21 protein-coding genes and 1 pseudogene are annotated in these 20,720 nt (G+C 70.7%); 18 read left to right on the top strand and 4 right to left on the bottom strand.

The genetic code is table 11. The features are described from left to right. The first annotated feature begins 433 nt into the window (after positions 1 to 433). The 8 genes from infA to truA all read left to right on the top strand — a co-directional run bounded on the left by infA (position 434) and on the right by truA (position 4,985). Positions 434 to 655, top strand: coding sequence for a translation initiation factor IF-1 (gene infA / locus F6Q13_RS07705; protein ID WP_005140011.1), 222 nt, complete (start codon positions 434 to 436; stop codon positions 653 to 655). Between the two features lie 47 nt (positions 656 to 702). Beyond that, complete coding sequence (gene rpmJ, locus F6Q13_RS07700) at positions 703 to 816, top strand: 50S ribosomal protein L36 (protein WP_003879483.1); 114 nt, start codon at positions 703 to 705, stop codon at positions 814 to 816. Positions 817 to 973: 157 nt separating this feature from the next. Continuing rightward, entirely contained in the window at positions 974 to 1,348 is a 375-nt protein-coding gene (gene rpsM, locus F6Q13_RS07695; RefSeq protein ID WP_293054716.1) for a 30S ribosomal protein S13, read from the top strand. 3 nt (positions 1,349 to 1,351) lie between these two features. Continuing rightward, positions 1,352 to 1,765: a 30S ribosomal protein S11 gene (gene rpsK / locus F6Q13_RS07690; RefSeq protein ID WP_293054714.1), complete on the top strand. Its 414-nt coding sequence runs from the start codon at positions 1,352 to 1,354 to the stop codon at positions 1,763 to 1,765. Between the two features lie 46 nt (positions 1,766 to 1,811). Next, on the top strand, positions 1,812 to 2,417 hold the full coding sequence (rpsD, locus tag F6Q13_RS07685) for a 30S ribosomal protein S4 (protein ID WP_293054712.1): 606 nt from the start codon (positions 1,812 to 1,814) through the stop codon (positions 2,415 to 2,417). Positions 2,418 to 2,499: 82 nt separating this feature from the next. Continuing rightward, positions 2,500 to 3,543, top strand: a complete 1,044-nt coding sequence (locus F6Q13_RS07680) for a DNA-directed RNA polymerase subunit alpha (RefSeq protein ID WP_293054710.1) — start codon at positions 2,500 to 2,502, stop codon at positions 3,541 to 3,543. 31 nt (positions 3,544 to 3,574) lie between these two features. Continuing rightward, the gene (gene rplQ, locus F6Q13_RS07675; protein WP_293054708.1) at positions 3,575 to 4,117 is read left to right on the top strand and encodes a 50S ribosomal protein L17; all 543 of its coding nucleotides are present in this window, start codon (positions 3,575 to 3,577) and stop codon (positions 4,115 to 4,117) included. A 10-nt stretch (positions 4,118 to 4,127) separates the two neighbouring features. Beyond that, positions 4,128 to 4,985 (top strand): tRNA pseudouridine(38-40) synthase TruA, encoded by an 858-nt coding sequence (gene truA, locus F6Q13_RS07670; RefSeq protein WP_293054860.1) that lies wholly within the window; start codon positions 4,128 to 4,130, stop codon positions 4,983 to 4,985. A 14-nt stretch (positions 4,986 to 4,999) separates the two neighbouring features. Here the strand turns inward: truA and F6Q13_RS07665 are convergent, their stop codons facing one another. Next, positions 5,000 to 5,602 (bottom strand): cutinase family protein, encoded by a 603-nt coding sequence (locus F6Q13_RS07665; RefSeq protein WP_293054859.1) that lies wholly within the window; start codon positions 5,600 to 5,602, stop codon positions 5,000 to 5,002. 147 nt (positions 5,603 to 5,749) lie between these two features. Then, positions 5,750 to 6,370, bottom strand: a pseudogene (locus F6Q13_RS07660) (cutinase family protein); the annotation flags it as partial. Between the two features lie 166 nt (positions 6,371 to 6,536). Here F6Q13_RS07660 and eccB point away from each other — a divergent pair. Further along, positions 6,537 to 7,976 (top strand): type VII secretion protein EccB, encoded by a 1,440-nt coding sequence (gene eccB, locus F6Q13_RS07655; RefSeq protein WP_293054704.1) that lies wholly within the window; start codon positions 6,537 to 6,539, stop codon positions 7,974 to 7,976. Here eccB and mycP read toward each other — a convergent pair. Beyond that, a complete protein-coding gene (gene mycP / locus F6Q13_RS07650; protein WP_293054858.1) occupies positions 7,920 to 9,251 on the bottom strand; it encodes a type VII secretion-associated serine protease mycosin in 1,332 nt (443 codons plus the stop codon). The two genes, eccB and mycP, sit on opposite strands and share 57 nt — an antisense overlap. 29 nt (positions 9,252 to 9,280) lie before the next feature. Then, on the bottom strand, positions 9,281 to 10,651 hold the full coding sequence (gene eccD, locus F6Q13_RS07645; protein ID WP_293054702.1) for a type VII secretion integral membrane protein EccD: 1,371 nt from the start codon (positions 10,649 to 10,651) through the stop codon (positions 9,281 to 9,283). 128 nt (positions 10,652 to 10,779) lie between these two features. On the opposite strand from eccD, the gene eccCa reads away from it, so the two are divergent. The 9 genes from eccCa to F6Q13_RS07600 all read left to right on the top strand — a co-directional run bounded on the left by eccCa (position 10,780) and on the right by F6Q13_RS07600 (position 20,711). Then, a complete protein-coding gene (gene eccCa, locus F6Q13_RS07640) occupies positions 10,780 to 14,652 on the top strand; it encodes a type VII secretion protein EccCa (protein WP_293054700.1) in 3,873 nt (1,290 codons plus the stop codon). Further along, on the top strand, positions 14,649 to 15,869 hold the full coding sequence (locus F6Q13_RS07635) for a type VII secretion-associated protein (RefSeq protein ID WP_293054698.1): 1,221 nt from the start codon (positions 14,649 to 14,651) through the stop codon (positions 15,867 to 15,869). Before eccCa ends, F6Q13_RS07635 begins: the two co-directional genes overlap by 4 nt. Before the next feature lie 43 nt (positions 15,870 to 15,912). Next, positions 15,913 to 16,224, top strand: a complete 312-nt coding sequence (locus F6Q13_RS07630) for a WXG100 family type VII secretion target (RefSeq protein WP_293054696.1) — start codon at positions 15,913 to 15,915, stop codon at positions 16,222 to 16,224. Between the two features lie 16 nt (positions 16,225 to 16,240). Next, on the top strand, positions 16,241 to 16,537 hold the full coding sequence (locus tag F6Q13_RS07625; protein WP_293054694.1) for a WXG100 family type VII secretion target: 297 nt from the start codon (positions 16,241 to 16,243) through the stop codon (positions 16,535 to 16,537). Positions 16,538 to 16,724: 187 nt separating this feature from the next. After that, positions 16,725 to 17,834 carry a sulfotransferase gene (locus tag F6Q13_RS07620; RefSeq protein ID WP_293054693.1) on the top strand — a complete coding sequence of 370 codons (1,110 nt, stop codon included), beginning with the start codon at positions 16,725 to 16,727 and terminating at the stop codon, positions 17,832 to 17,834. A gap of 194 nt (positions 17,835 to 18,028) precedes the next feature. Further along, positions 18,029 to 18,472 carry a 50S ribosomal protein L13 gene (gene rplM / locus F6Q13_RS07615; RefSeq protein WP_293054692.1) on the top strand — a complete coding sequence of 148 codons (444 nt, stop codon included), beginning with the start codon at positions 18,029 to 18,031 and terminating at the stop codon, positions 18,470 to 18,472. Next, complete coding sequence (gene rpsI, locus F6Q13_RS07610) at positions 18,469 to 18,945, top strand: 30S ribosomal protein S9 (protein WP_293054691.1); 477 nt, start codon at positions 18,469 to 18,471, stop codon at positions 18,943 to 18,945. The genes rplM and rpsI overlap by 4 nt, the downstream gene beginning before the upstream one ends. Positions 18,946 to 19,049: 104 nt before the next feature. Beyond that, positions 19,050 to 20,387, top strand: coding sequence for a phosphoglucosamine mutase (glmM, locus tag F6Q13_RS07605; RefSeq protein ID WP_293054689.1), 1,338 nt, complete (start codon positions 19,050 to 19,052; stop codon positions 20,385 to 20,387). A 42-nt stretch (positions 20,388 to 20,429) separates the two neighbouring features. Next, a complete protein-coding gene (locus F6Q13_RS07600; RefSeq protein ID WP_293054688.1) occupies positions 20,430 to 20,711 on the top strand; it encodes an ESX-1 secretion-associated protein in 282 nt (93 codons plus the stop codon). Positions 20,712 to 20,720: the final 9 nt, after the last annotated feature.

Below are 20,720 nucleotides of genomic sequence, written 5' to 3'. Positions count from 1 at the left end.
CTAACCGAGCGGCGGTTCAGGCGGGCGGGCTTAGCCCCGGTGCTCGGGCAAGTCGGGTGAGCAGCGGCAGCAGGATGTCCCCGACCGGCATCTCGGGCCGGCTCAGCTGCTGGCCTAACGACGTGGTCGGCGCCGTCGTCGGGGCATTCGCACCGGGGTGCGGCGATCGTGCCCGCGTTGCCGACTCTGCCATGTGCTCCACCGCAGCGGGCGGTCCGGCGTTTTGGCACCCGGCGAGGATGCAGGTATCCTGGGACATCGGTGCGGCTTTCCCGGCGCCGGCTCTGTGCGTGCCCAGTTCTGGATATTCACGGAACTTCCCAGCATCGGCTCACGTTGTGGTAGCCGGCAGTGCTGGGCCGACCGAACCACACAATAACCAGCGACATACCCAACGACGACAAGCAGGCAAACGGAGGATCGCGGCAAACTTATGGCCAAAAAGGACGGTGCCATCGAGGTCGAAGGCCGGGTGGTGGAGCCGCTGCCCAATGCGATGTTTCGCATTGAGCTCGAAAACGGGCACAAGGTTCTCGCCCACATCAGCGGCAAGATGCGGCAGCACTACATCCGCATCTTGCCCGAGGACCGGGTGGTGGTGGAGTTGTCTCCCTACGACCTGACCCGGGGGCGCATCGTCTACCGCTACAAGTAACCGAGCACCCGCAATCCTCCCCGAGACAGAACAGGATCGACCCAGCCGTGAAGGTGAACCCGAGCGTCAAACCGATCTGCGACAAGTGCCGGGTGATCCGCCGGCACGGGCGGGTTATGGTGATCTGTTCCGATCCGCGCCACAAGCAGCGCCAGGGCTAGCGCCCTGTCGGTCCCGATCGCACGCACAACTGAATGCACCAACCCCAGTACCAGTGAGCAGCCGCTCATCGACGTCCGGACCGGAGGCCGGACCCCGGAGCACTCGGCCGGGAACGGACTGGGGCCAGACCTCCGCGAAAAGTTAAGGAACGCCATCATGGCCCGACTCGTGGGCGTGGACCTGCCGCGCGACAAGCGCATGGAGGTCGCGCTGACCTACATCTACGGCATCGGCCGTACCCGGTCGAACGAGATCCTGGCTGCCACCGGGATCGACAAGGACCTGCGCACCAAGGACCTCACCGACGATCAGGTGACCCAGCTGCGCGACTACATCGAAGCCAACCTGAAGGTGGAGGGTGACCTGCGCCGCGAGGTGCAGGCCGACATCCGCCGCAAAATCGAGATCGGCTGCTACCAGGGGCTGCGGCATCGCCGTGGCCTGCCGGTGCGCGGCCAGCGAACCAAGACCAACGCGCGCACCCGCAAGGGCCCCAAGCGCACCATTGCCGGCAAGAAGAAGGCCAGGTAAACCATGCCACCGAAGAAGGCGACCACCGCACCCAAGAAGGGCCAGAAGACCCGTCGGCGGGAAAAGAAAAACATCCCGCACGGCGCCGCGCACATCAAAAGCACCTTCAACAACACCATCGTGACCATCACCGATCTGCAGGGCAATGTCATCGCCTGGGCGTCCTCGGGACACGTCGGCTTCAAAGGATCCCGCAAGTCGACCCCGTTCGCCGCGCAGCTGGCCGCCGAGAGCGCAGCACGCAAGGCCCAGGAGCACGGGGTCCGCAAGGTCGACGTGTTCGTGAAGGGCCCTGGTTCAGGCCGGGAGACCGCCATCCGGTCGTTGCAGGCCGCCGGCCTGGAGGTCGGGGCGATCGCCGACGTCACGCCGCAGCCGCACAACGGCTGCCGGCCGCCCAAGCGGCGCAGAGTCTAGGGTCGTCCAGGGTCTCATCCAGGGTCTTTAGGAGGAAGAATCATCCATGGCTCGTTACACCGGAGCCGTTACTCGCAAATCGCGCCGGCTGCGCACCGACCTCGTCGGCGGGTCGCAAGCTTTCGAGAAGCGTCCCTATCCGCCCGGTCAGCATGGTCGGGCGCGGATCAAGGAGAGCGAGTACCTGCTGCAGCTGCAGGAGAAGCAGAAGGCCCGCTTCACCTACGGCGTGATGGAAAAACAGTTCCGCCGCTACTACGATGAGGCGGTTCGGCGCCCCGGGAAAACCGGGGAGGAGTTGCTGCGCATCCTGGAAAGCCGGTTGGACAACGTGGTGTACCGGGCCGGTCTGGCGCGGACCCGCCGGATGGCCCGCCAACTGGTCAGCCACGGCCACTTCACCGTCAACGGCGTCAAGGTCAACATCCCCAGTTACCGGGTGTCGCAATATGACATCATCGACGTGCGGGACAAGTCCCTCAACAATGTGCCTTTCCAGATCGCCCGCGAGACGGCCGGTGACCGCCCGGTGCCGAGCTGGCTTCAGGTGGTCGGCGAACGCCAGCGCATCCTGGTCCACCAACTGCCGGATCGGGCGCAGATCGACGTCCCGCTGACCGAGCAGCTGATCGTCGAGTTCTACTCGAAGTAGACCCTCGGGGGCTCGAAGGAGAACCGGCCCCGAGTACCCCCACAGACGTCATATGGCGGACGTCGAAAGGAAGAGAAACACCATGCTGATCTCACAGCGACCGACACTGTCCGAAGAGGTCATCAACGACAATCGTTCGCAGTTCGTCATCGAGCCGCTGGAGCCGGGTTTCGGTTACACGCTGGGTAATTCGCTGCGCCGTACGCTGCTGTCGTCCATCCCGGGCGCGGCCGTCACCAGCATCCGCATCGACGGCGTGCTGCACGAGTTCACCACCGTGCCCGGCGTCAAAGAGGACGTCACCGACATCATCTTGAACCTCAAGAGCCTGGTGGTGTCCTCGGAGGAGGACGAGCCGGTGACGATGTACCTCCGCAAACAGGGCCCGGGTGAGGTGACTGCCGGCGACATCGTGCCGCCGGCCGGTGTCACCGTGCACAACCCGGATATGTACATCGCGACGCTCAACGACAAGGGCAAGCTCGAGGTCGAGCTCGTCGTCGAGCGCGGCCGCGGTTACGTCCCGGCCGTGCAGAACAAGGCCTCAGGGGCCGAAATCGGGCGTATCCCTGTCGATTCCATCTACTCTCCGGTGCTCAAGGTCACCTACAAGGTGGACGCCACCCGAGTCGAACAACGCACCGACTTCGACAAGCTGATCCTCGATGTGGAGACCAAAAGCTCGATCAGCCCGCGGGACGCGCTGGCGTCGGCGGGTAAAACGTTGGTCGAATTGTTCGGGCTGGCCCGCGAACTCAACGTCGAGGCCGAGGGCATCGAGATCGGGCCGTCCCCGGCCGAGGCCGACCACATCGCGTCGTTCGCGTTGCCGATCGACGACCTGGACCTGACCGTGCGCTCCTACAACTGCCTCAAGCGCGAGGGTGTGCACACCGTCGGGGAGCTGGTGTCGCGCACCGAGTCCGACCTGCTCGACATCCGCAACTTCGGCCAGAAGTCGATCGACGAGGTGAAGGTCAAACTGCACCAGCTGGGTCTGTCGCTGAAAGACAGCCCGGCCAGCTTCGACCCGTCGGAGGTCGCCGGCTACGACGTTACCAGCGGCAGCTGGTCGAACGACAGCGGTTACGACGAGCAGGACTACGCCGAAACCGAACAGCTCTAGGGAGTCGGTAGGAAGAACAGGAGCGTCAGCAATGCCCAAGCCCACCAAGGGTCCTCGCCTCGGCGGGTCGTCGTCGCATCAGAAGGCGATTCTGGCCAACCTGGCGACGGCGCTGTTCGAGCACGGCCGGATCAAGACCACCGAGCCCAAGGCGCGGGCGTTGCGGCCCTACGCCGAGAAACTGATCACCCACGCCAAGAAGGGCACCCTGCACCATCGGCGCGAGGTGCTCAAGAAGATCCGCGACAAAGACGTGGTGCACGCCCTGTTCGCCGAAATCGGCCCGCACTTCGCCGACCGCAACGGTGGCTACACCCGCATCATCAAAGTCGAGTCGCGCAAGGGGGACAACGCCCCGATGGCGGTGATCGAACTGGTGCGGGAGAAGACGGTGACGTCGGAGGCCAACCGGGCCCGGCGGGCCGCGACGTCGAAAGCCGCCGCCGGAGCCGCTGCCAAGGCCGCGCCGGCGGCGCCGCACGCGGTGGCCGAACCGGAGGTGGCAGCCGATCCCGAGGAGGTCGCCAGCGGTGCGACGGCCGGCAGCGAGGCCGCCGAGTCCGACCAGTCCTAAGGACGCGCCCATCCTCGATCCTGCCGGTGAGCTCGTTCGGCTGCGGTTCGATATCGCCTATGACGGAACCGAATTCGCTGGCTGGGCGATCCAGGCCGGTCAGCGCACCGTTGCGGGCGTTCTCGAGGAGGCACTGTCGACGACGTTTCGCACCCCGGTTCGGTTACGCGCAGCCGCGCGTACCGACGCCGGTGTGCACGCCAGCGGGCAAGTGGCCCATGCCGACATTCCGGCCGGTGCGCTGGCGCATGTCTATCCCCGGAGACCGCGCCCGGATGACCCGGAATTCCTCCCGCTGCTGCGGCGCCTCGCCCGGCTGCTGCCCACCGATGTCCGGGTACGCCGGATCGCCCGCGCGCCGGACGGTTTCGACGCCCGGTTCGCCGCGCTGCGCCGCCACTACATCTACCGGCTGTCAACCGCCCCCTACGGCGTGGAGCCGCACCGGGCCCGCTACATGACGGACTGGCCACGGCCCCTGGATGTCGACGCGATGGCGACGGTGTCGCAGGACCTGCTGGGGCTGCACGACTTCGCCGCGTTCTGCCGTTATCGGGCCGGCGGCACCACGATTCGCGACCTGCAGCGGCTGGACTGGATCCGCGACGGCGATCTGGTCACCGCGCGCGTCACGGCCGACGCGTTTTGTTGGTCGATGGTGCGGTCGTTGGTGGGCGCACTGCTCGCTGTCGGCGAGCACCGCCGCAGCGCGGACTGGTGCCGCGCACTGCTCACCGCCACGCAGCGGTCCAGCGACTTCGCCGCCGCCCCGGCTCGCGGCCTGACGTTGGTCGGCGTGGATTACCCTCCCGACGATCAGCTTGCCTCGCGGACGGCACGCACCCGCGAGGTGCGCCGACCACCGTGATCGCAGCCTGGGATCTAGAGCCTGGCCGCGACGAAGTCGGCGGCCTCATTGACCATGCCGGACTGGATGTAGCCGTCGGCCAGGTGTTGGGGCCAGTTGGCTTGCCAGGTGTGCGGGTCGGCCGGGTTGCAGACCGGATCGGCGCCGTGGCACAGCTCGATCGTCCGGTCGCGAAAGACCGGGTTGAAGTTGGTGATGGGTCCCACCCACTGGGTCCCGTTGCCGAAGAGGACGACCGCGGCGATGTGGTCGTCGACGCTCGCCGGCAGCGGGTTGGTGAACCCGAGCCCGGCGACGGGCACGGCGAGCACCACGTCGGTGACGGCCGCCCCCAGCGAGTAGCCGCCGGGCACGAGGCGGGTGTCGGGGCAATGGTCGGCCATGTATTGCAGATGCTCGCTCATGTCGTTGGCGCCCTGCTGGACATCGGTGTCCGCGGCATATTTGACCGCGTACAGCCCGATGTTCTTGCCGGGCACCCGGGACCGCAGCGCACCGACGAACGCATCGCCGACCTGGCCGGCGCCGGGCGACTCCAGCCGGCCCCGGGCGAACACGACCTGGGCATCCGGGCAGGTGGCCGCCGCAGCCGCGGGCATCGAGACCGGCGCCAGCACCGCGGTTGCGAGCGTTCCGGCTGCCGCGACGCGCGCGGCAACCAGCCGGAGACCGGGTCCCCCACGCAGCCAGCGTATGCGCACACCACGATATTAGCCGCACTAATTGATACGCGCATTGGGCTGCGCCTGCGGCTGACCCGCCGTCAGCCTGCCGGCGATGAACTGGGCCGCCTGGTCGGTGTAGACCGGGACATAGCCGTTGAGGTGGTCCTTCCACTCGTTGCCGGGGCCGGCGTGGCAGATCGGGTCGCCGGGGTTGCACAAGTCGATCGCCTTCGACCCCAACAGGGTGCTCTGGCGCGAAATCGGGCTGCCCTCCCGATCGGCGATGTTGCCGAAGGTGGCCAGGGCCGCGATGTGGGGCACGTACTGCGGCGGCAGCGCATTACCCCAGGTGATCCCGCCCACCGGGATGCCGGCGACGATGTCCATCACCGATGCCCCCTGGGAGTAGCCGCCCAGCACGATCTTGGTGTCCGGGCACCGAGCCACCACGTCCTTGACCCGCGAAATGGTGTCGTTGGCGCCGTCGCCGCCGCCGAGCTGGAGTTTGCCGGCGGGATACTTGACCCCGTAGGTGTCGATGTCGCGGCCGGTGTCCCGGCGCAGCGCGTCGACCAGGGCGTCGCCGACCGATCCCAGACCGGGGGGCTCGCCGGTGCCGCGGGCGAAGATCACCTCGACCTCGGGGCAGTCGGCGGCGGCCGCCGCCGGCAGCGCGGCCGGCACGATGCACGGCGCGGTCAGCACGACCGCGGCCCCCATCGCCGCAGCGGCACCTGCCGGCAGCAGGGCCCGAAGTCTCCGGTGTTGGGTATGCACGACGAAAGCCTACCGGTCAGCGGCGGCATCCCATCCGGAGCTGTGCATGGCCGGCGCCGCGGTGCGCGGCAGTGCCCTACCGTGGGACCGAGTCGATCCCGGGAGATCCATGGCAGTCCCACCGACCACGTGGCTCCACGTCAGCGGGTACCGGTTCCTGCTGCGCCGCGTCGAATGCGCGCTACTGGGCCGGGATGGCGCTGACGCCGGTGCATGCGCGCGCATAGGCGGACCGATTCGGGCGCTGGCGGCCGGATCGGCCGTGGCGAGCCTGGCCGCGGTCGGGTGCGCGGCGCTTGCGGTGCTGCACCCGCAAGGGTCGTTGGACGATGCGCCGATTGTGATGAGCCGGCCGTCCGGAGCCCTCTACGTCAGGGTGGGCGACATCTGGCATCCGGTGCTGAACCTGGCCTCGGCCAGGTTGATCGCGGCAACCGACGCCAATCCGCAACCGGTCGCCGAATCGGCGTTGCGCCGCACCAAACGGGGACCGCTGCTGGGCATTCCGGGCGCCCCCCAATCCCTGCCCGCGCCGCTGCCCGGCGACCAGACACGATGGGCCGTGTGCGACGGTGCGGCGGGCACCACGGCGACGACGACGGTTGTCGTCGGTGCGGTCGAGGGGCCGACGTCGCATCGTCTGAGCATGGACCAGACCGTGCTGGTCACCGCGGACTCGGGCGCGGCGACATACCTGCTCTACGGTGGCCGCCGGGCTCTGGTGAACCTCGATGACCCCGTGGTTGCGGGCGCGCTGCGCACCGAAGGCCGCCGGCCCCGCCGTGTTTCGCGGGCACTGCTGCATGCCATCCCGGAGTCGCCGCCGATCGCTGCGCCGCGAATCCGCGGCGCCGGCAGCCGCGGACCGGGTGCTCTGGCCGGCTTCCCGGTCGGCGCCGTGCTGCGCGCCACCCGGGCCGACGGCGACGAGTATTACGTCGTGTTGCGCGGCGGCGTCCAGCGTGTCGGCCGGGTCACCGCGGATCTGCTGCGGCTGGCCGAGTCCCATGGTGCCCGCACCATCATCGCGGTGGCCCCCGACCTCATCGCAGCCAGCCGCACGGTCACCGAACTGCCGGTGTCGACGTTTCCCGACCGGATTGTCGCGCCGGTGATCGCCGATGGCACCACGCTGTGCGCCTGGTGGGCGTCCGTACCGTCCGGTGGTGCCGACATCGCGGTGACGACCGGCGATGGCCTGCCCGTTCCCGCCGGCCAGACACCGGTGGCGCTGGCGCAGGCCGACGGCGCCGGCCCGGCCGTCGACGCCGCCTATGTCCCACCCGGCCGCAGCGCCTACGTCCGCTCGGTCGGGCTGATCGACGTCCAGGCGCACGCCGGAACCCGATATGTGATCACCGACACCGGCGTGCGCTTCGCGGTCCACGACGACGCCGCGGCCCACGACCTCGGTCTGCCGGCGGCGGCGCCGGCGCCGTGGCCGGTGTTGGCGACCCTGCCGTCGGGCCCGGAACTCAGCAGGGCGAACGCCTCAGTCGCCCGCGACACCGTCGGCGTCGGGGATTGCCCGGCGGCGAATCCGCCGTAGCCGGGCCGCCACGACGCCGCTGAGCAACGCCACCGCGAGACCGCTCAGGCAGACCGCCGCGCCGACGAACGCGGTGACCCGGGCGCCGCCGCGGTCCGGCGGCGCGGATACGGTTGGCGCCGGCGCGATCGGCACCGCGGTGCCGGATCGCGCGGGAGTGCGACGTTCCGGTGCCTCGCTGCTGACCGCGGCCAGGACGTCGACAACACCGTGACCGACGAACGGATCCCAGCCGGCAGGCGGATGATGCGCCGTGGCCTCGATGCGGCGCATGACTTGGCGCGGGGTCAGGGCCGGGAACCGTGATCGGATCAGCGCCGCCAGCCCGCTGACCACCGGCGCGGCGTAGCTGGTGCCCGACAACGGTGTCGATTGCCCTTCGGCGCCGAAGGCGTTCACCAGTCCGCGGCCGGACAGGCTCAGCGATACTGCCGCCTCGCCGGGCGCAGCCACGTCGACCCACGGCCCGGGCAGGGTGAACGTCGACGGCGCACCGCGGGCGTCCACCGATCCCACCGTCAAGACGTAGTCGTCGTACCAGGCCGGGCTCACCGCGAGCGCTGCGGTGTTCCCGGCTTTTCCGGGCGGCTGCGCCGGACAGTGTCCGGGGCCGCCGGTGTTGCCGGCGGCGGCGACCACGACGGCGTTTTTGACGTCGACCGCGTAGGCCAGCGCAGCGCCCAGGGCGCGGTCGTCGAGGCCGGATTCGGCCGGGACGCAGGCCACCGAGGAGATGTTGATCACCGACGCGCCGAGGTCGGCCGCAGTGCGCACGGCTTTCGCCAGGGTGTCGACGTCGCCGACGCCGCTGCCGGACGGGTCAGCCGCGGCGCCGAACCGGGTGCTGGCCTGGCGGATGCTGATCAACGAGACGTCGGGAGCGACGCCGCTGAACCCGTCCCCCGGTGCGGCGGCGATGATGCCGGCCACCGCGGTGCCGTGTCCGTCGCAGTCCTGTCTACCGTCGCCGCTGAACACGTAGTCGCCCCCGGCCGCCGTCGCGGGCAGCCGGGGGTGCGGCGACACACCGGTGTCGATCACCGCGACCCGCTGCCCCGAACCGCGGCTGAGCTGCCAGACCCGCGGCAGGTCGAGCCCGTCGAGCTGGCCGCGCGCGCCGGGATCCATCGACGGCACCGCGCACGTCTGGCGCTGGACCGTGCGCTGCGGCGGGGCGGGCGGGGCCGGGCGGGGCAGCAGGCTGTCGTCGATCGGCGGCGGCGCGACGGCATGCGCCGGCGGGGCAGTCGCGCCCAGCGCGACGAGCAACAGCATCGCCCCCCGAGCCCACGCCTTCGGCCGGGTCACGACAGCGTCAGGGCGGCGAGGGCGCCGTAGAGGCCGCAGATCCAGCAGGCCAGCGGGACGACCGCGGCCAACACCAGATATTCGGCGAGCTCGACACCGCGGCGCGCGAGCGGGGACCAGGTCAGCGCCGGGGCCAGGAAACCCAACCACAGCGTGCCGGCGGCCAGCACGGCAATCCCCACGGCGACCCATGGTAGCCGCGGGGCGCCGGCGGTGGCCGCGACCACGAAACCCGCACTGAGCGTGAGGGTTCCGGTCACGGTGAACGTCACGGCGGTGGCCACGCCGGGATACCGGCGGGACCGCGCCAGCAGCGTCGCCCCGGTCGTCGCCGCGAAGGCGATGCCGCCGACGGGTGACCCGCCGGCGTGGCACACCGCGACCAGCGTGCCGATCGCACCCAGGCTCGCCGCGGCGGAGAACGCCCCGAGCAGGCCGGTCAGCCAGGAGTCGGCCCGCGCGGCTCTGGCCGGCAGGTCGTCGCCGGCCGGCATCCGCTCGGCCGCGGCGATCACCGCCGGCTGCGGGGACAACCCGGCCAGCCGGATCGACACCCGCGCCGACGTCTCGATCAGCGCCAGCGAGAGCAGCGTGCAGGCCGCACCGAGGACGCGGGGCGGCGCCGCACCGACCGAAGCCGCCAGCGCAGCGGCCGCGGCCAGCAGCCCAAAACCACCCACCGCGGTGAAAAGTGCCCTGCCGCAGCCGATTATCCGCAGAGCGAGCAGCGCCGTGGCGGCGCCGGCCGTCGCGGCCAGCAGCGCGTTCGGGGCACCCGGGCCGCCGGGAACCGCCAGCAAGCCGGCGCCGGTGGCAAAACCCGCGGCCAGCAGGCCCAAAGTCAGTCCGGCCAGGCCGTCCCCGAAACCGCGGTGCGCGATCGCCCCCGCCGACAACGCGATGCCGCCGGCCGCGGCGAGCACGCCGGCGGCACCGACCTGCCCGGCGGCGTTGGTCTCGAACGCAGTGCGGATCAGCACCAGCGTCCCGACAGCGGTCAGCCAGCCCGCTGCCAGCGCGGCGGTGCGCCGGGCCGCAGCCGACGCGGATGGTCGTGCCGCGGCGGCAAGGAACGTCGCGACCGCGTCGGCGGGGTCGTCGAACCGCGGCGTCGGTGGCGGGGCCGGCGAGGCGCTGAGCACCAGCAGACTGCCGTCCCGGATCCCATGTTGGGCCAATGATTTCGATTCATCCAGCGCAGCCGCACCCGCGATCGACAACTGGTAGTGCGCCGGCACGCCGGACAGTGGTGCGGCCATGATGTCGACGATCTGCGGTATCAGCGATCCGACCGGCACCCCGGAGGGCAGCGCCAAGTCGGCGTGGCTTTCCGGGGCATAGACCGATACCCGGCGGAATTCCGGCACGTCGATCTCCCTTCCCCGCCCGCAGGTTAGCCAGTTGCGGATGTCGATGTGCGCGCCGATCCACAGCCGAGTTGCGTGCGGTGCCGGCGCTGCCTACGGTGCGAACCGGCGATGGGGGAGGCCCGGGCATGGGAGAGCAGGACAGTGCCGCGGCGACGGTCGGTTTCCGGCCCGCGCCGCGGCTGCCGCCGCCGGGGTTCGCGACGGCGGATATCACCGTTGCCGCACCCCCGGAGGTGTCCCAATCGGCACGGCCCCATCTGATGGCCCGGCTGATGCCGGTCGTCATGGCCGCCGCGGCGGTCGGCATGGCGCTCGTGGTCCTCATGTCGGGATCGGGCATGGCGCGCAGTCCGATGTTCGCGGGTTTCCCGCTGCTGATGCTGGTCTCGGCGGTGACGAGCGCGGTGACCGGGCAGGACCGTCGACGCAGCGAAATCAACACCGCCCGTGCCGACTACCTCGGCTATCTGGGCGAGCTGCGAGCTGCCGTCGTCAAAACCGCGGCTGCCCAGGCCCTGTCGCTGACCTGGTGCCATCCGCAACCGAACGCGCTGTGGACGCTGGTGGGCGGACACCGGATGTGGGAACGACGCTCGACCGACTCCGATTTCTGTCAGCTGCGGATCGGTCTGGGAACGCAGCGGCTGGCCACCCGGCTGGTGGTCCCGCGGCTTCCCCCGGTCGACCGGTTGGACCCGGTCACCGCGACGGCGTTGCGCCGTTTTCTGCACACCCATTCGACGGTCCCGGATGTGCCCATCGCGGTCGCGCTGCGCGACACGACGGTGGTGACGATCGCCGGGCCGGATGATCGCGCCCGCGCGCTGCTGCGGGCGATGCTGTGCCAGCTGGCCGTGTTCCACAGCCCGGCCGCGGTGTTGATCATCGGTGTGGTCAGTGCTGGCTGCCGCGCCCAGTGGGACTGGTTGAAGTGGTTGCCGCACAACCGGCATCCCGGCGCCGTCGACGAGCTGGGGGCCGCCCGCATGGTCTACCCGACACTGGCCGCGGCCGAAACCGCGCTGGGCAGCATGCTGCTGGATCGGCCGCCGGCTGCGACGCTGCCCCGACTGGTGATCGTCATCGACGGTGATGTCGTCGACGGCAGCGAGCGGGTGCTGGCCGGACCCGGGATCGCCGGCGTGACCATCCTGGCGACCGGCACCGGCGATCTCGCCGCCGGTGCCGGCGTGCGCCTGCGGGTCAGCGCCGAGCACCTGGCGGTGGCAGACGAGGCGTTCGCCCACCCCGACCGGATGAGCATGACCGCCGCGACGGTCTGCGCGCGGCGGCTGGCCGCCTACCACGCCGACCGGCGTGACGCCGCGGCGGCGACGTCCACCGGCGGACGAGGCTGGCCGGAGCTGTCGGGTGTCGGCGATCCCGCCGCGTTCGAGCCGACAGCGGTGTGGGACGCCCTCGGCCGGCGGGAACGGCTCCGGGTGCCGATCGGCACCACGGCCCTCGGCGTACCGGTGGAACTCGACATCAAGGAGGCCGCCGAGGGCGGGATGGGTCCGCACGGGCTGTGCGTCGGCGCGACCGGGTCGGGTAAGTCGGAATTCTTGCGCACCGTTGCGCTGGGCATGATCGCCCGGCACTCACCGGAAACGCTCAACCTGGTTTTGGTGGATTTCAAGGGCGGTGCGACCTTCCTCGACCTGGAGCCGGCTCCGCACGTCGCCGCGGTCATCACCAACCTCGCCGACGAGGCGGTGCTGGTCGCCCGGATGCGTGATGCTCTTCTCGGCGAGATGACCCGTCGCCAAGGTGTGCTGCGGGCTGCGGGCAACATCGACGGCGTCAACGCCTACCGGCGGGCGCGGCAAGCCGGCGCGCCGTGGCCGGCGCTGCCGACGCTGTTCATCATCGTCGACGAATTCTCCGAATTGCTCAGTCAGCAACCGGATTTCGCGGACGTCTTCGTGGCGATCGGCCGACTGGGGCGGTCGCTGGGAATTCATCTGCTGCTGGCAAGTCAGCGACTCGACGAGGGCAGGTTGCGTGGTCTGGAGTCGCACCTGTCCTATCGGGTGTGCCTGAAAACGCTGTCGGCCGGGGAATCACGGATCGTGCTGGGCACACCCGACGCCTACGAACTGCCCAACGTGCCCGGAGCCGGCTACCTGCGGACCGGGACCGCCGAGGCGATCCGCTTCCACACCGCCTATGTCTCGGCGCCCTGCCCGGCACCCGCCGGACGGCCGGTCTGCGGCGCGCCGCGCGACGCGGCGACCTCGGTTCGCGCGTTCACCGCGGAACCCGCCGGCCGGGTCGTCGCCGACGACGGTCACGCCGACACCGTCGCCGGGACCAGCGTCCTGCACACCGTGGTGCAGCGCGTGTGCGGGTACGGCCCGCCTGCGCATTCGATCTGGCTGCCGCCGCTCGGGTCGGCGGCGGCACTCGACGAGGTGCTCGGTGCGGCAGGACCGGAGTTGACTGTTGCGATCGGCCTGGTCGACCGCCCGTTCGAGCAGCGCCGCGCACCGCTGGTCGTCGACCTGTCCGGATCGGCCGGCAACGTCGCGGTGGTCGGCGCTCCGGTGTCGGGCAAGTCGACGGCGTTGCGCACGCTGATCACCGCGCTGGCCGCGACCCACCACCCGAGCCGGGTTCAGTTCTACTGCCTGGATTTCGGCGGCGGGGCCCTCAACACGCTGGCCTCCTGGCCGCATGTCGGATCGGTCGCCACGCGAGCCGATCCCGAACTGGCCCGCCGGATCCTCGCCGCATTGCAATCGCTGCGCTCGTCGCGGGAGAGCGCCTTTCGTGCTCACGGCATCGCCTCGATGGCGGACTACCGGCGGCTCAAGGCGCAGCAGGACCCGGTCTGCGACCGCTACGGGGACGTCTTTGTGGTCGTCGACGGGTGGGCCGCGTCGTGTCGGGAGTGCGATGCGCTCGAGGCAGCGATCACCGACCTGGCAGCCCACGGACTGTCGTTCGGCATCCACGTCGCGGTGTCGGCGACGCGGTGGGCCGAGCTGCGACCGGCGTTGAAGGACCAGCTCGGGACCCGCATCGAATTGCGGCTCGGCGATCCGGCGGACTCCGAACTGGACCGGCGGCGTGCGCTCCTGGTGCCCGAGGGGCAGCCGGGTCGGGGACTCTCGCGCGACGGGCTGCACATGCTGGTCGCGCTGCCCCGGCTGGACGGCGTCTCCTCCTGTCACGGACTGGCCGAAGCCGGTGGGCAGATAGGCGAGCTGCTGCGTCGGCGCTACCCGGGATCCGGTGCACCCGCGATACCGCTGTTGCCCGCCCGCGTCGACTATCACGCCCTGCTCGAGCGGGCCGCCGACGACGCCGGCCTGCTGCTCGGACTCGAGGAATCCGAACTACACGTGGTGGCGATCGACGTGCGGCGGCACCCGCACCTGCTTGTCCTGGGTGCCAACCAATGCGGCAAGACCAACACTCTGCGCACCGTGTGCCGCGAGATCGTGCGGACGGTGCGCCCCGGCCGGGCGCAAGTGTTCGTCGTCGACTTTCGGCGCACCTTGCTCGGGGTCGTCGAGTCCCGGCACCTCGGCGGCTATGCCGCCTCGCCGGCCGCGCTGCAGGCGCTGCTGCCGGATCTGGTAGAGCTGGTGCGCAAACGCCTGCCGCCGGCGCGGATCACCCAGCAGCAACTGCGGGACCGGTCGTGGTGGACGGGGCCGGACGTCTATCTCGTCGTCGACGACTACGACCTGGTCGGCACCGCCGGCGGTAATCCGTTGGCGGCCATCGCCGAATTCTTGCCGCAGGCCGGCGACCTGGGTCTGCACCTGGTGGTGGCGCGGCGTAGCGGCGGCGCCGCGCACGCGATGTTCGAGCCGTTGCTGGCCGGGCTGCGCGACTTCGGCTGCCTGGGGCTGCTGATGAGCGCCAACCCGGAGGACGGGCCCCTGTTCGGCGGCGTGCCGGCGGCGCCGCTGCCGGCCGGCCGCGGCGTGTTGCTGACCGGCGGCAGCCGGCAGGTGGTGCAGGTGGCCTGGAGCGCGCCGGGGTGACCGCGCCCCGGACGGTGATCGAAGCCGGCCCGACAACGATCCGCCAATTATCCTGCGGTGAAACGCCATTGGTTGACCCGGAAGTGGCAACCGCCGCCCTGGACGGGATCGACGACCCGGTGGCTTTGGTGGATTCCCGCCCGGTTGGCGTCGACGAGTTGTGGTGCGCCGCGCTGCGATCACTGGGCTGCCGGCGGTGCACCCGCCTGATGCTGATACACCCGTCGTGGTGGTCGACGACTCGGGTCGAACGGGTGGCCGCCGCGGCGCACGCGGTAGCCGACCAGGTGGTGTTGCGACCGCGGTCCTGGCTACTGGCCCGGGCTGCGGAGGCGCCGCACCAGGTGGTGGTCGTCGAGATCGCCGATCGCCTCGTGGTGGCGACCGGTGCCGCGGTGGCAGCCGAAGTACGCCACGGACCGCCGGGGGCCGTCGCCGACGCGGTGATCCGGGCGATCGCGGCGACGGCGCCGGAACCGGGCGCGCCCGTGCTGATCGACGTGCCGCTCGGGCTCGACGGGGCGGGCGAGCTGGCCGGGATGATCGCCGGGCGGTTGCGGGCCGGGGCAGACCGGCGCGTCCTGGTGGTCGACGACGCCCGGCTGCGCCGGCTCGCCACCGCCGGCGCCGACGACGAGCCGCCACCCCCCGACAGCCCTGGCCCCCGGCGCCGCCGGGCACGTATTTTGCGGGCATTCTTGCCGGCATTCCTGCTGGCGTTGCCGGTCGCGGCCGCAATCGGCGTGCGTCCGGTGGGCCGACCCGGCGCCCCGGTCCCGGACCCGATGCCGACGACGTTTCTGGTGGAGGGCCGCGTCGCCGTGGAGGTGCCGGCGCAGTGGCTGGTCCAGCGGGTGACCGCCGGGCCCGGGTCGGCGCGAGTGCAGGTCAGCTCCCCGTCGGACCCGCAGGTGGCGCTGCACGTGACGCAGTCGCCGGTGACCGATCAGACTCTGGCCGGGGCCGCCGAGTCGCTGAAGCAGGCGATCGACGCCGAGCCGGCCGGGGTGTTCGTCGACTTCAACCCGGCCGGTTCCAGCGCCGGCCGGCCGGCGGTCACCTACCGCGAGGTGCGCGCCGGTCACGACATCCGCTGGGCCGTGGTGGTGGACCGGGCGGTGCGGATCGCCATCGGGTGTCAGGCCCCGCCCGGCGGCGGCGACGCGGTTCGTGACGCGTGCGCACGGGCGGTGCGGTCGGCCCACGCTCTCGGCTGAGCGTCGGCGGGAACCAGACGACGATCACCGCGGTCGTAATGACATGACCAACACCTTGAGCACCGACTTCGACCTGATGCGTTCGGTGGCGGCGGCCACCGACAGCCGCAACGCGGAGATCCGGGCGATGCTGCAGAGCTTCATCGGCCGCATGAGCAGCGTGCCGCACACGGTGTGGGGCGGTGCGGCGGCCACCCGCTTCCGGGAAGTGATGGATCGCTGGACTGCCGAATCGGTGAAACTGCATCAGGCGCTGCACTCCATTGCGCAGACCATTCGCCTCAACGAGGCCGCGTTGCGGGAAGCGGCCGACGACCACGCGCACCACATCAGCGCGGCCGGTCGCCACCTGTGAGCGGCGGCGATCCCCGATGGAGCCCGTGCTGTCGTACAACTTCGGTGCAATCGAGTCCGCCGTCCGCCAGGACATCCACACCACATCGGCCCGATTCAACGCCGCGCTGCAGGAGCTGCGGTCGCAGATCGCGCCGTTGGGGGAGCTGTGGACACGCGAAGCCGCCGCCGCCTACCGCGTCGAGCAGCTGAGGTGGCAGCACGCAGCGGCGGCGCTCAACGAGATCCTGGTGAATCTGGGAAATGCCGTAGCCGACGGCGCCGCCGAGGTCGCCGCCGCCGATCGCCGCGCCGCAGCGACCTGGGGGCGGTAGCGACCCGACCACGAACTCTGCGCGGTCCCGGCGAGGGGAGAGACGTCGGGACCGCGCAGCTCTGCGCCCGACGGACGGTCTGTGCGCCGAGACCGGGGGCGACCCCCGGACACCGATAGGTCACAATGCTTCTGTCCGGGCGCGGCCGGCTCTGTCGTCGTTGCCGCCGCGAGGTGGGAGAGTCGACTTGCTACGTTACCTGCGCCTGTACCGGGTGATCACCAAGACGTTCGGGTTGTGGTTGCGACCGCTGGGCGCGTTCGCCCTGCTCCAGGTGCGCCAGGCCATCTCGGCGACGACCCTGGGGCTCGATCACCTGATCTACCCCCGCCACCGGGGGCAGGCGATCGACCGGCCGATCTTCATCATCGGCAATCCGCGCAGCGGCACCACGTTTTTGCACCGGCTGCTGCTGGGAGCGGGCGGGATGGCCGCCTTCGAGCTCTGGGAGATGCTCTTCCCGGCTATCACCGCGCGCAAGCTGCTCGGTCACGTCGTTCCCCGCTTCGACCGGCTCTCACCGGCGCGCTACCACCCGTCGGATGTTCACGACACCAGCCTGCGTGGTATCGAAACCGACGACGTGCTGTGGTTCTTCCGCACGCTCGACGGCCCATTCGCCTGGGCGTACTTCCTGGCCTGGCAAGACAGCTGGGGCAGCCAGCTGGCGCGGCGCGAATTCGGGATCGACGGCGTGACCGTGCGCGCCGAGGAGCGTTTCTTCGGTTATCACGAAGCGTGCTGGCGACGAAACCTGACGTACAAAGACTGCGGCCGCATCGTGGTGAAGTCGAGCATGCTGACGTTTCGTCTCGACGCGCTGCTGCGGCGTTATCCCGATTGCAAGCTGGTGTATGTCATTCGCGATCCGGTCGAGGTCATCCCGTCCGGAATGTCGCTGTTGGCCAGCGTGCTCGAGAACGCCTACGACATTTGGCACCGGACCCGCGAGCAGGACCAGCGGCGCTGGCGCGACAACCTCTATGCGGCCTCGTGCGACATGCTCCGCTCGTTCCACGCGGCGTACACAGCCGGCGGCATCCCCGAGCGCAACCTCTGCGTGGTGCGCTACGAGGATCTGCTCGCCGACCTCGAGCCGACCATCGCGCGGATCCTCGATTTCATCGAGGTCGAGCCCACCGAGGCCTTCCGCCAGGAGGTGCGGGCGCAGGCGGAGCGACAACGCGGGTACACCAGCCGCCACGAGCACTCCCCCGAGCAGTTCGGGCTCGACCCCGGACGCATCCGAAGCGACCTCGCGTTCGTCTACGACACGTTCGGAGTCTCCCGTGACTGATTGTCTTCCCGCCCGGCATTTGGGTCACGGGCGTTTTGACCTGCGTGGATGCCCGCCGGTAAGGTGGTCGCTTGGCGCGTGCGGTACGCCGGAGCCCGGGTCAATGTCGGTCGCCGGGAACATCTCCCCCGTCGACGCCTGACCGGCCCCCGGCCCGCCCGGGATCCACTCCGAGAGGAAACGAGGTACGCGCTGTGCCCACATACACGCCCAAGGCGGGTGACATCACGCGTGCGTGGTATGTCATCGACGCCACAGACGTGGTGCTTGGCCGCCTGGCCGTCACGGCAGCCACGCTGCTGCGCGGCAAGCACAAGCCGACGTTCACGCCCAACACCGACGTCGGTGATTTCGTCATCGTCGTCAACGCCGACAAGGTCGCCATCGGCGGCGGCAAGCTGCAGAACAAACTGGTCTACCGCCACTCGGGGTATCCCGGCGGTCTGCGTCAGCAGACGATCGGCGACCTCCTGCAACGCCACCCCGAGCGGGTCGTCGAGAAGGCGATCGTCGGCATGCTCCCCAAGAACAGACTCGGTCGTGCGCTCAGGCGCAAGTTGCGCGTCTACGCGGGACCCGAGCATCCGCACGCGGCCCAGCAGCCGATCGGCTACGAGATCAAGCAGGTGACGCAATGACAGAAACCGCAGCGAGCGCGGCCACCGAGGCGACGACCACCCAGACGGCGGCGGCGCCCGGCGAGCGGGCGGACTCGTTCGTGCTCGAGCGACCGATCCAGACCGTCGGCCGCCGCAAGGAGGCCGTCGTGCGGGTACGGCTGGTACCCGGCACCGGCAAGTTCGACCTCGACGGCCGCAGCCTCGAGGACTACTTCCCCAACAAGGTGCACCAGCAGCTGATCAAGGCCCCGCTGGTCACCGTCGACCGGCTGGAAAGCTTCGACATCTACGCCCACCTCGACGGGGGCGGACCGTCCGGTCAGGCCGGTGCCCTGCGGTTGGCGCTGGCCCGGGCCTTGATCCTGGTCTCGCCTGAGGACCGGCCCGTGCTGAAGAAGGCCGGTTTCCTCACCCGCGATCCGCGCTCCACCGAGCGTAAGAAGTACGGCCTGAAGAAGGCCCGCAAAGCACCGCAGTACAGCAAGCGCTGACCGGGCGTCAGTCACTTTCTGGCGGCGAGCGCGCATCGGTGTCCGCGTTGTGCGGCGTGTCGGCGGACAGACACACACACTCGCGGCAAAAAAGAGAGGTGCAGATGGGTCGACTGTTCGGCACCGACGGTGTCCGCGGCGTGGCCAACCGGGAGCTGACCGCCGAGCTCGCGCTGGCTCTGGGCGCCGCGGCGGCCCGGCAGCTGACCGGCCCGCGGGGCGGGCGCCGCCATGTCGCGGTGGTCGGCCGCGATCCGCGGGCCAGCGGCGAGATGCTGGAGGCCGCCGTGATCGCCGGGTTGACCAGCGAGGGTGTCGACGCACTGCGCGTCGGGGTGCTGCCGACCCCGGCGGTGGCCCATCTGACCGGCGCCTACGAGGCCGACTTCGGCGTGATGATCTCAGCGTCGCACAACCCGATGCCGGACAACGGCATCAAGATCTTCGGGCCGGGCGGGCGCAAACTCGACGACGCGGCCGAGGACCGGATCGAGGAGCTGGTCGCGGCCGGTCCGGGGCTGCGTCCGGTCGGTGCGGCAGTCGGGCGGGTCGTCGACGCCCCGGATGCGCTGGACCGTTACCTGCGCCAGCTCAGCAGGGCCGCGGCGGTCCGGCTGGACGGGCTGACGGTGGTCGTCGACTGTGCGCACGGGGCGGCGTCGGAGGCGGCACCGCGCGCTTACCGCGCGGCGGGCGCCCGCGTGATCGCGATCAACGCCGAACCCGACGGGCTCAACATCAACGACGGCTGCGGGTCGACGCAACTGGAGGCGCTGTGCGCGGCGGTGGTGGTCCATGGCGCCGACCTGGGTCTGGCGCACGACGGCGATGCAGACCGGTGCCTGGCGGTCGACGCCGCCGGCCGGATCGTCGACGGCGACCACATCATGGCGGTGCTGGCGCTGGCGATGCAGGAGGCCGGCGAACTGGCCGCCAACACCCTGGTCACCACCGTGATGAGCAACCTGGGGCTGCATCTGGCCATGCGCGCGGCCGGAGTGACCGTCCGCACCACCGGAGTCGGCGACCGCTACGTCAGCGAAGAGCTGCGGACCGGGCGGTACAGCCTCGGCGGCGAGCAGTCCGGGCATATCGTGCTGCCCGCGCTGGCCACCACCGGCGACGGCATCCTCACCGGGTTGCGGCTGATGTCGCGGATGGCGCAGACCGGCTCGTCGCTGGCGGAGCTGGCCTCGGCGATGCGCACGGTGCCGCAGGTCCTCATCAACATCGAGGTCGCCGACAAGGCCGCCGCCGCCGCGGCACCGGCAGTGCAGGCGGCGGTGCGGGAGGCCCAGGCCGAGCTCGGCGACTCCGGGCGAATCCTGGTGCGCCCCTCGGGGACCGAACAGCTTATCCGGATCATGGTGGAAGCATTGGACGAAGCCGTCGCCCGTCGGCTCGCCGCCACCGTCGCGGAGCAGGTGCGCACCGCGCACTGACCGACTCGGAACCGGACACCGGCGTGAACCGTCCAAACCGGTATGGGACAGGCAGACACCACCCGGTTCACCGGTGCGGCGGTCGACATCGCGGCGGTGCGCACGGTCGCGAACCGATTCGACGCCGCCGCGCAGGCCCTGAGCGAGGTGGCGCGCATCCGGCTGGGCGGGCTGGCATTCGGCGGGACCGCCGCCGGGCGGGCACACCTGGCGCGCGGGGCCGCGTTGCGCGCCGGGTTGGGCCGGCTGGCCGGCGAAATGACCGAGTGGGGGCGCGCGGCCGCGGCTATAGCGACCCCCCAGCGGGGGGGGGCCCAGAGGTAAGCCGCGGCG

The sequence above is a fragment of the Mycobacterium sp. genome, from assembly GCF_008709575.1.
Taxonomy (GTDB): Bacteria; Actinomycetota; Actinomycetes; order Mycobacteriales; family Mycobacteriaceae; genus Mycobacterium.
Note: the sequence above shows the minus strand (reverse complement) of the source record. Positions and strands in the feature narration are given on the sequence as shown.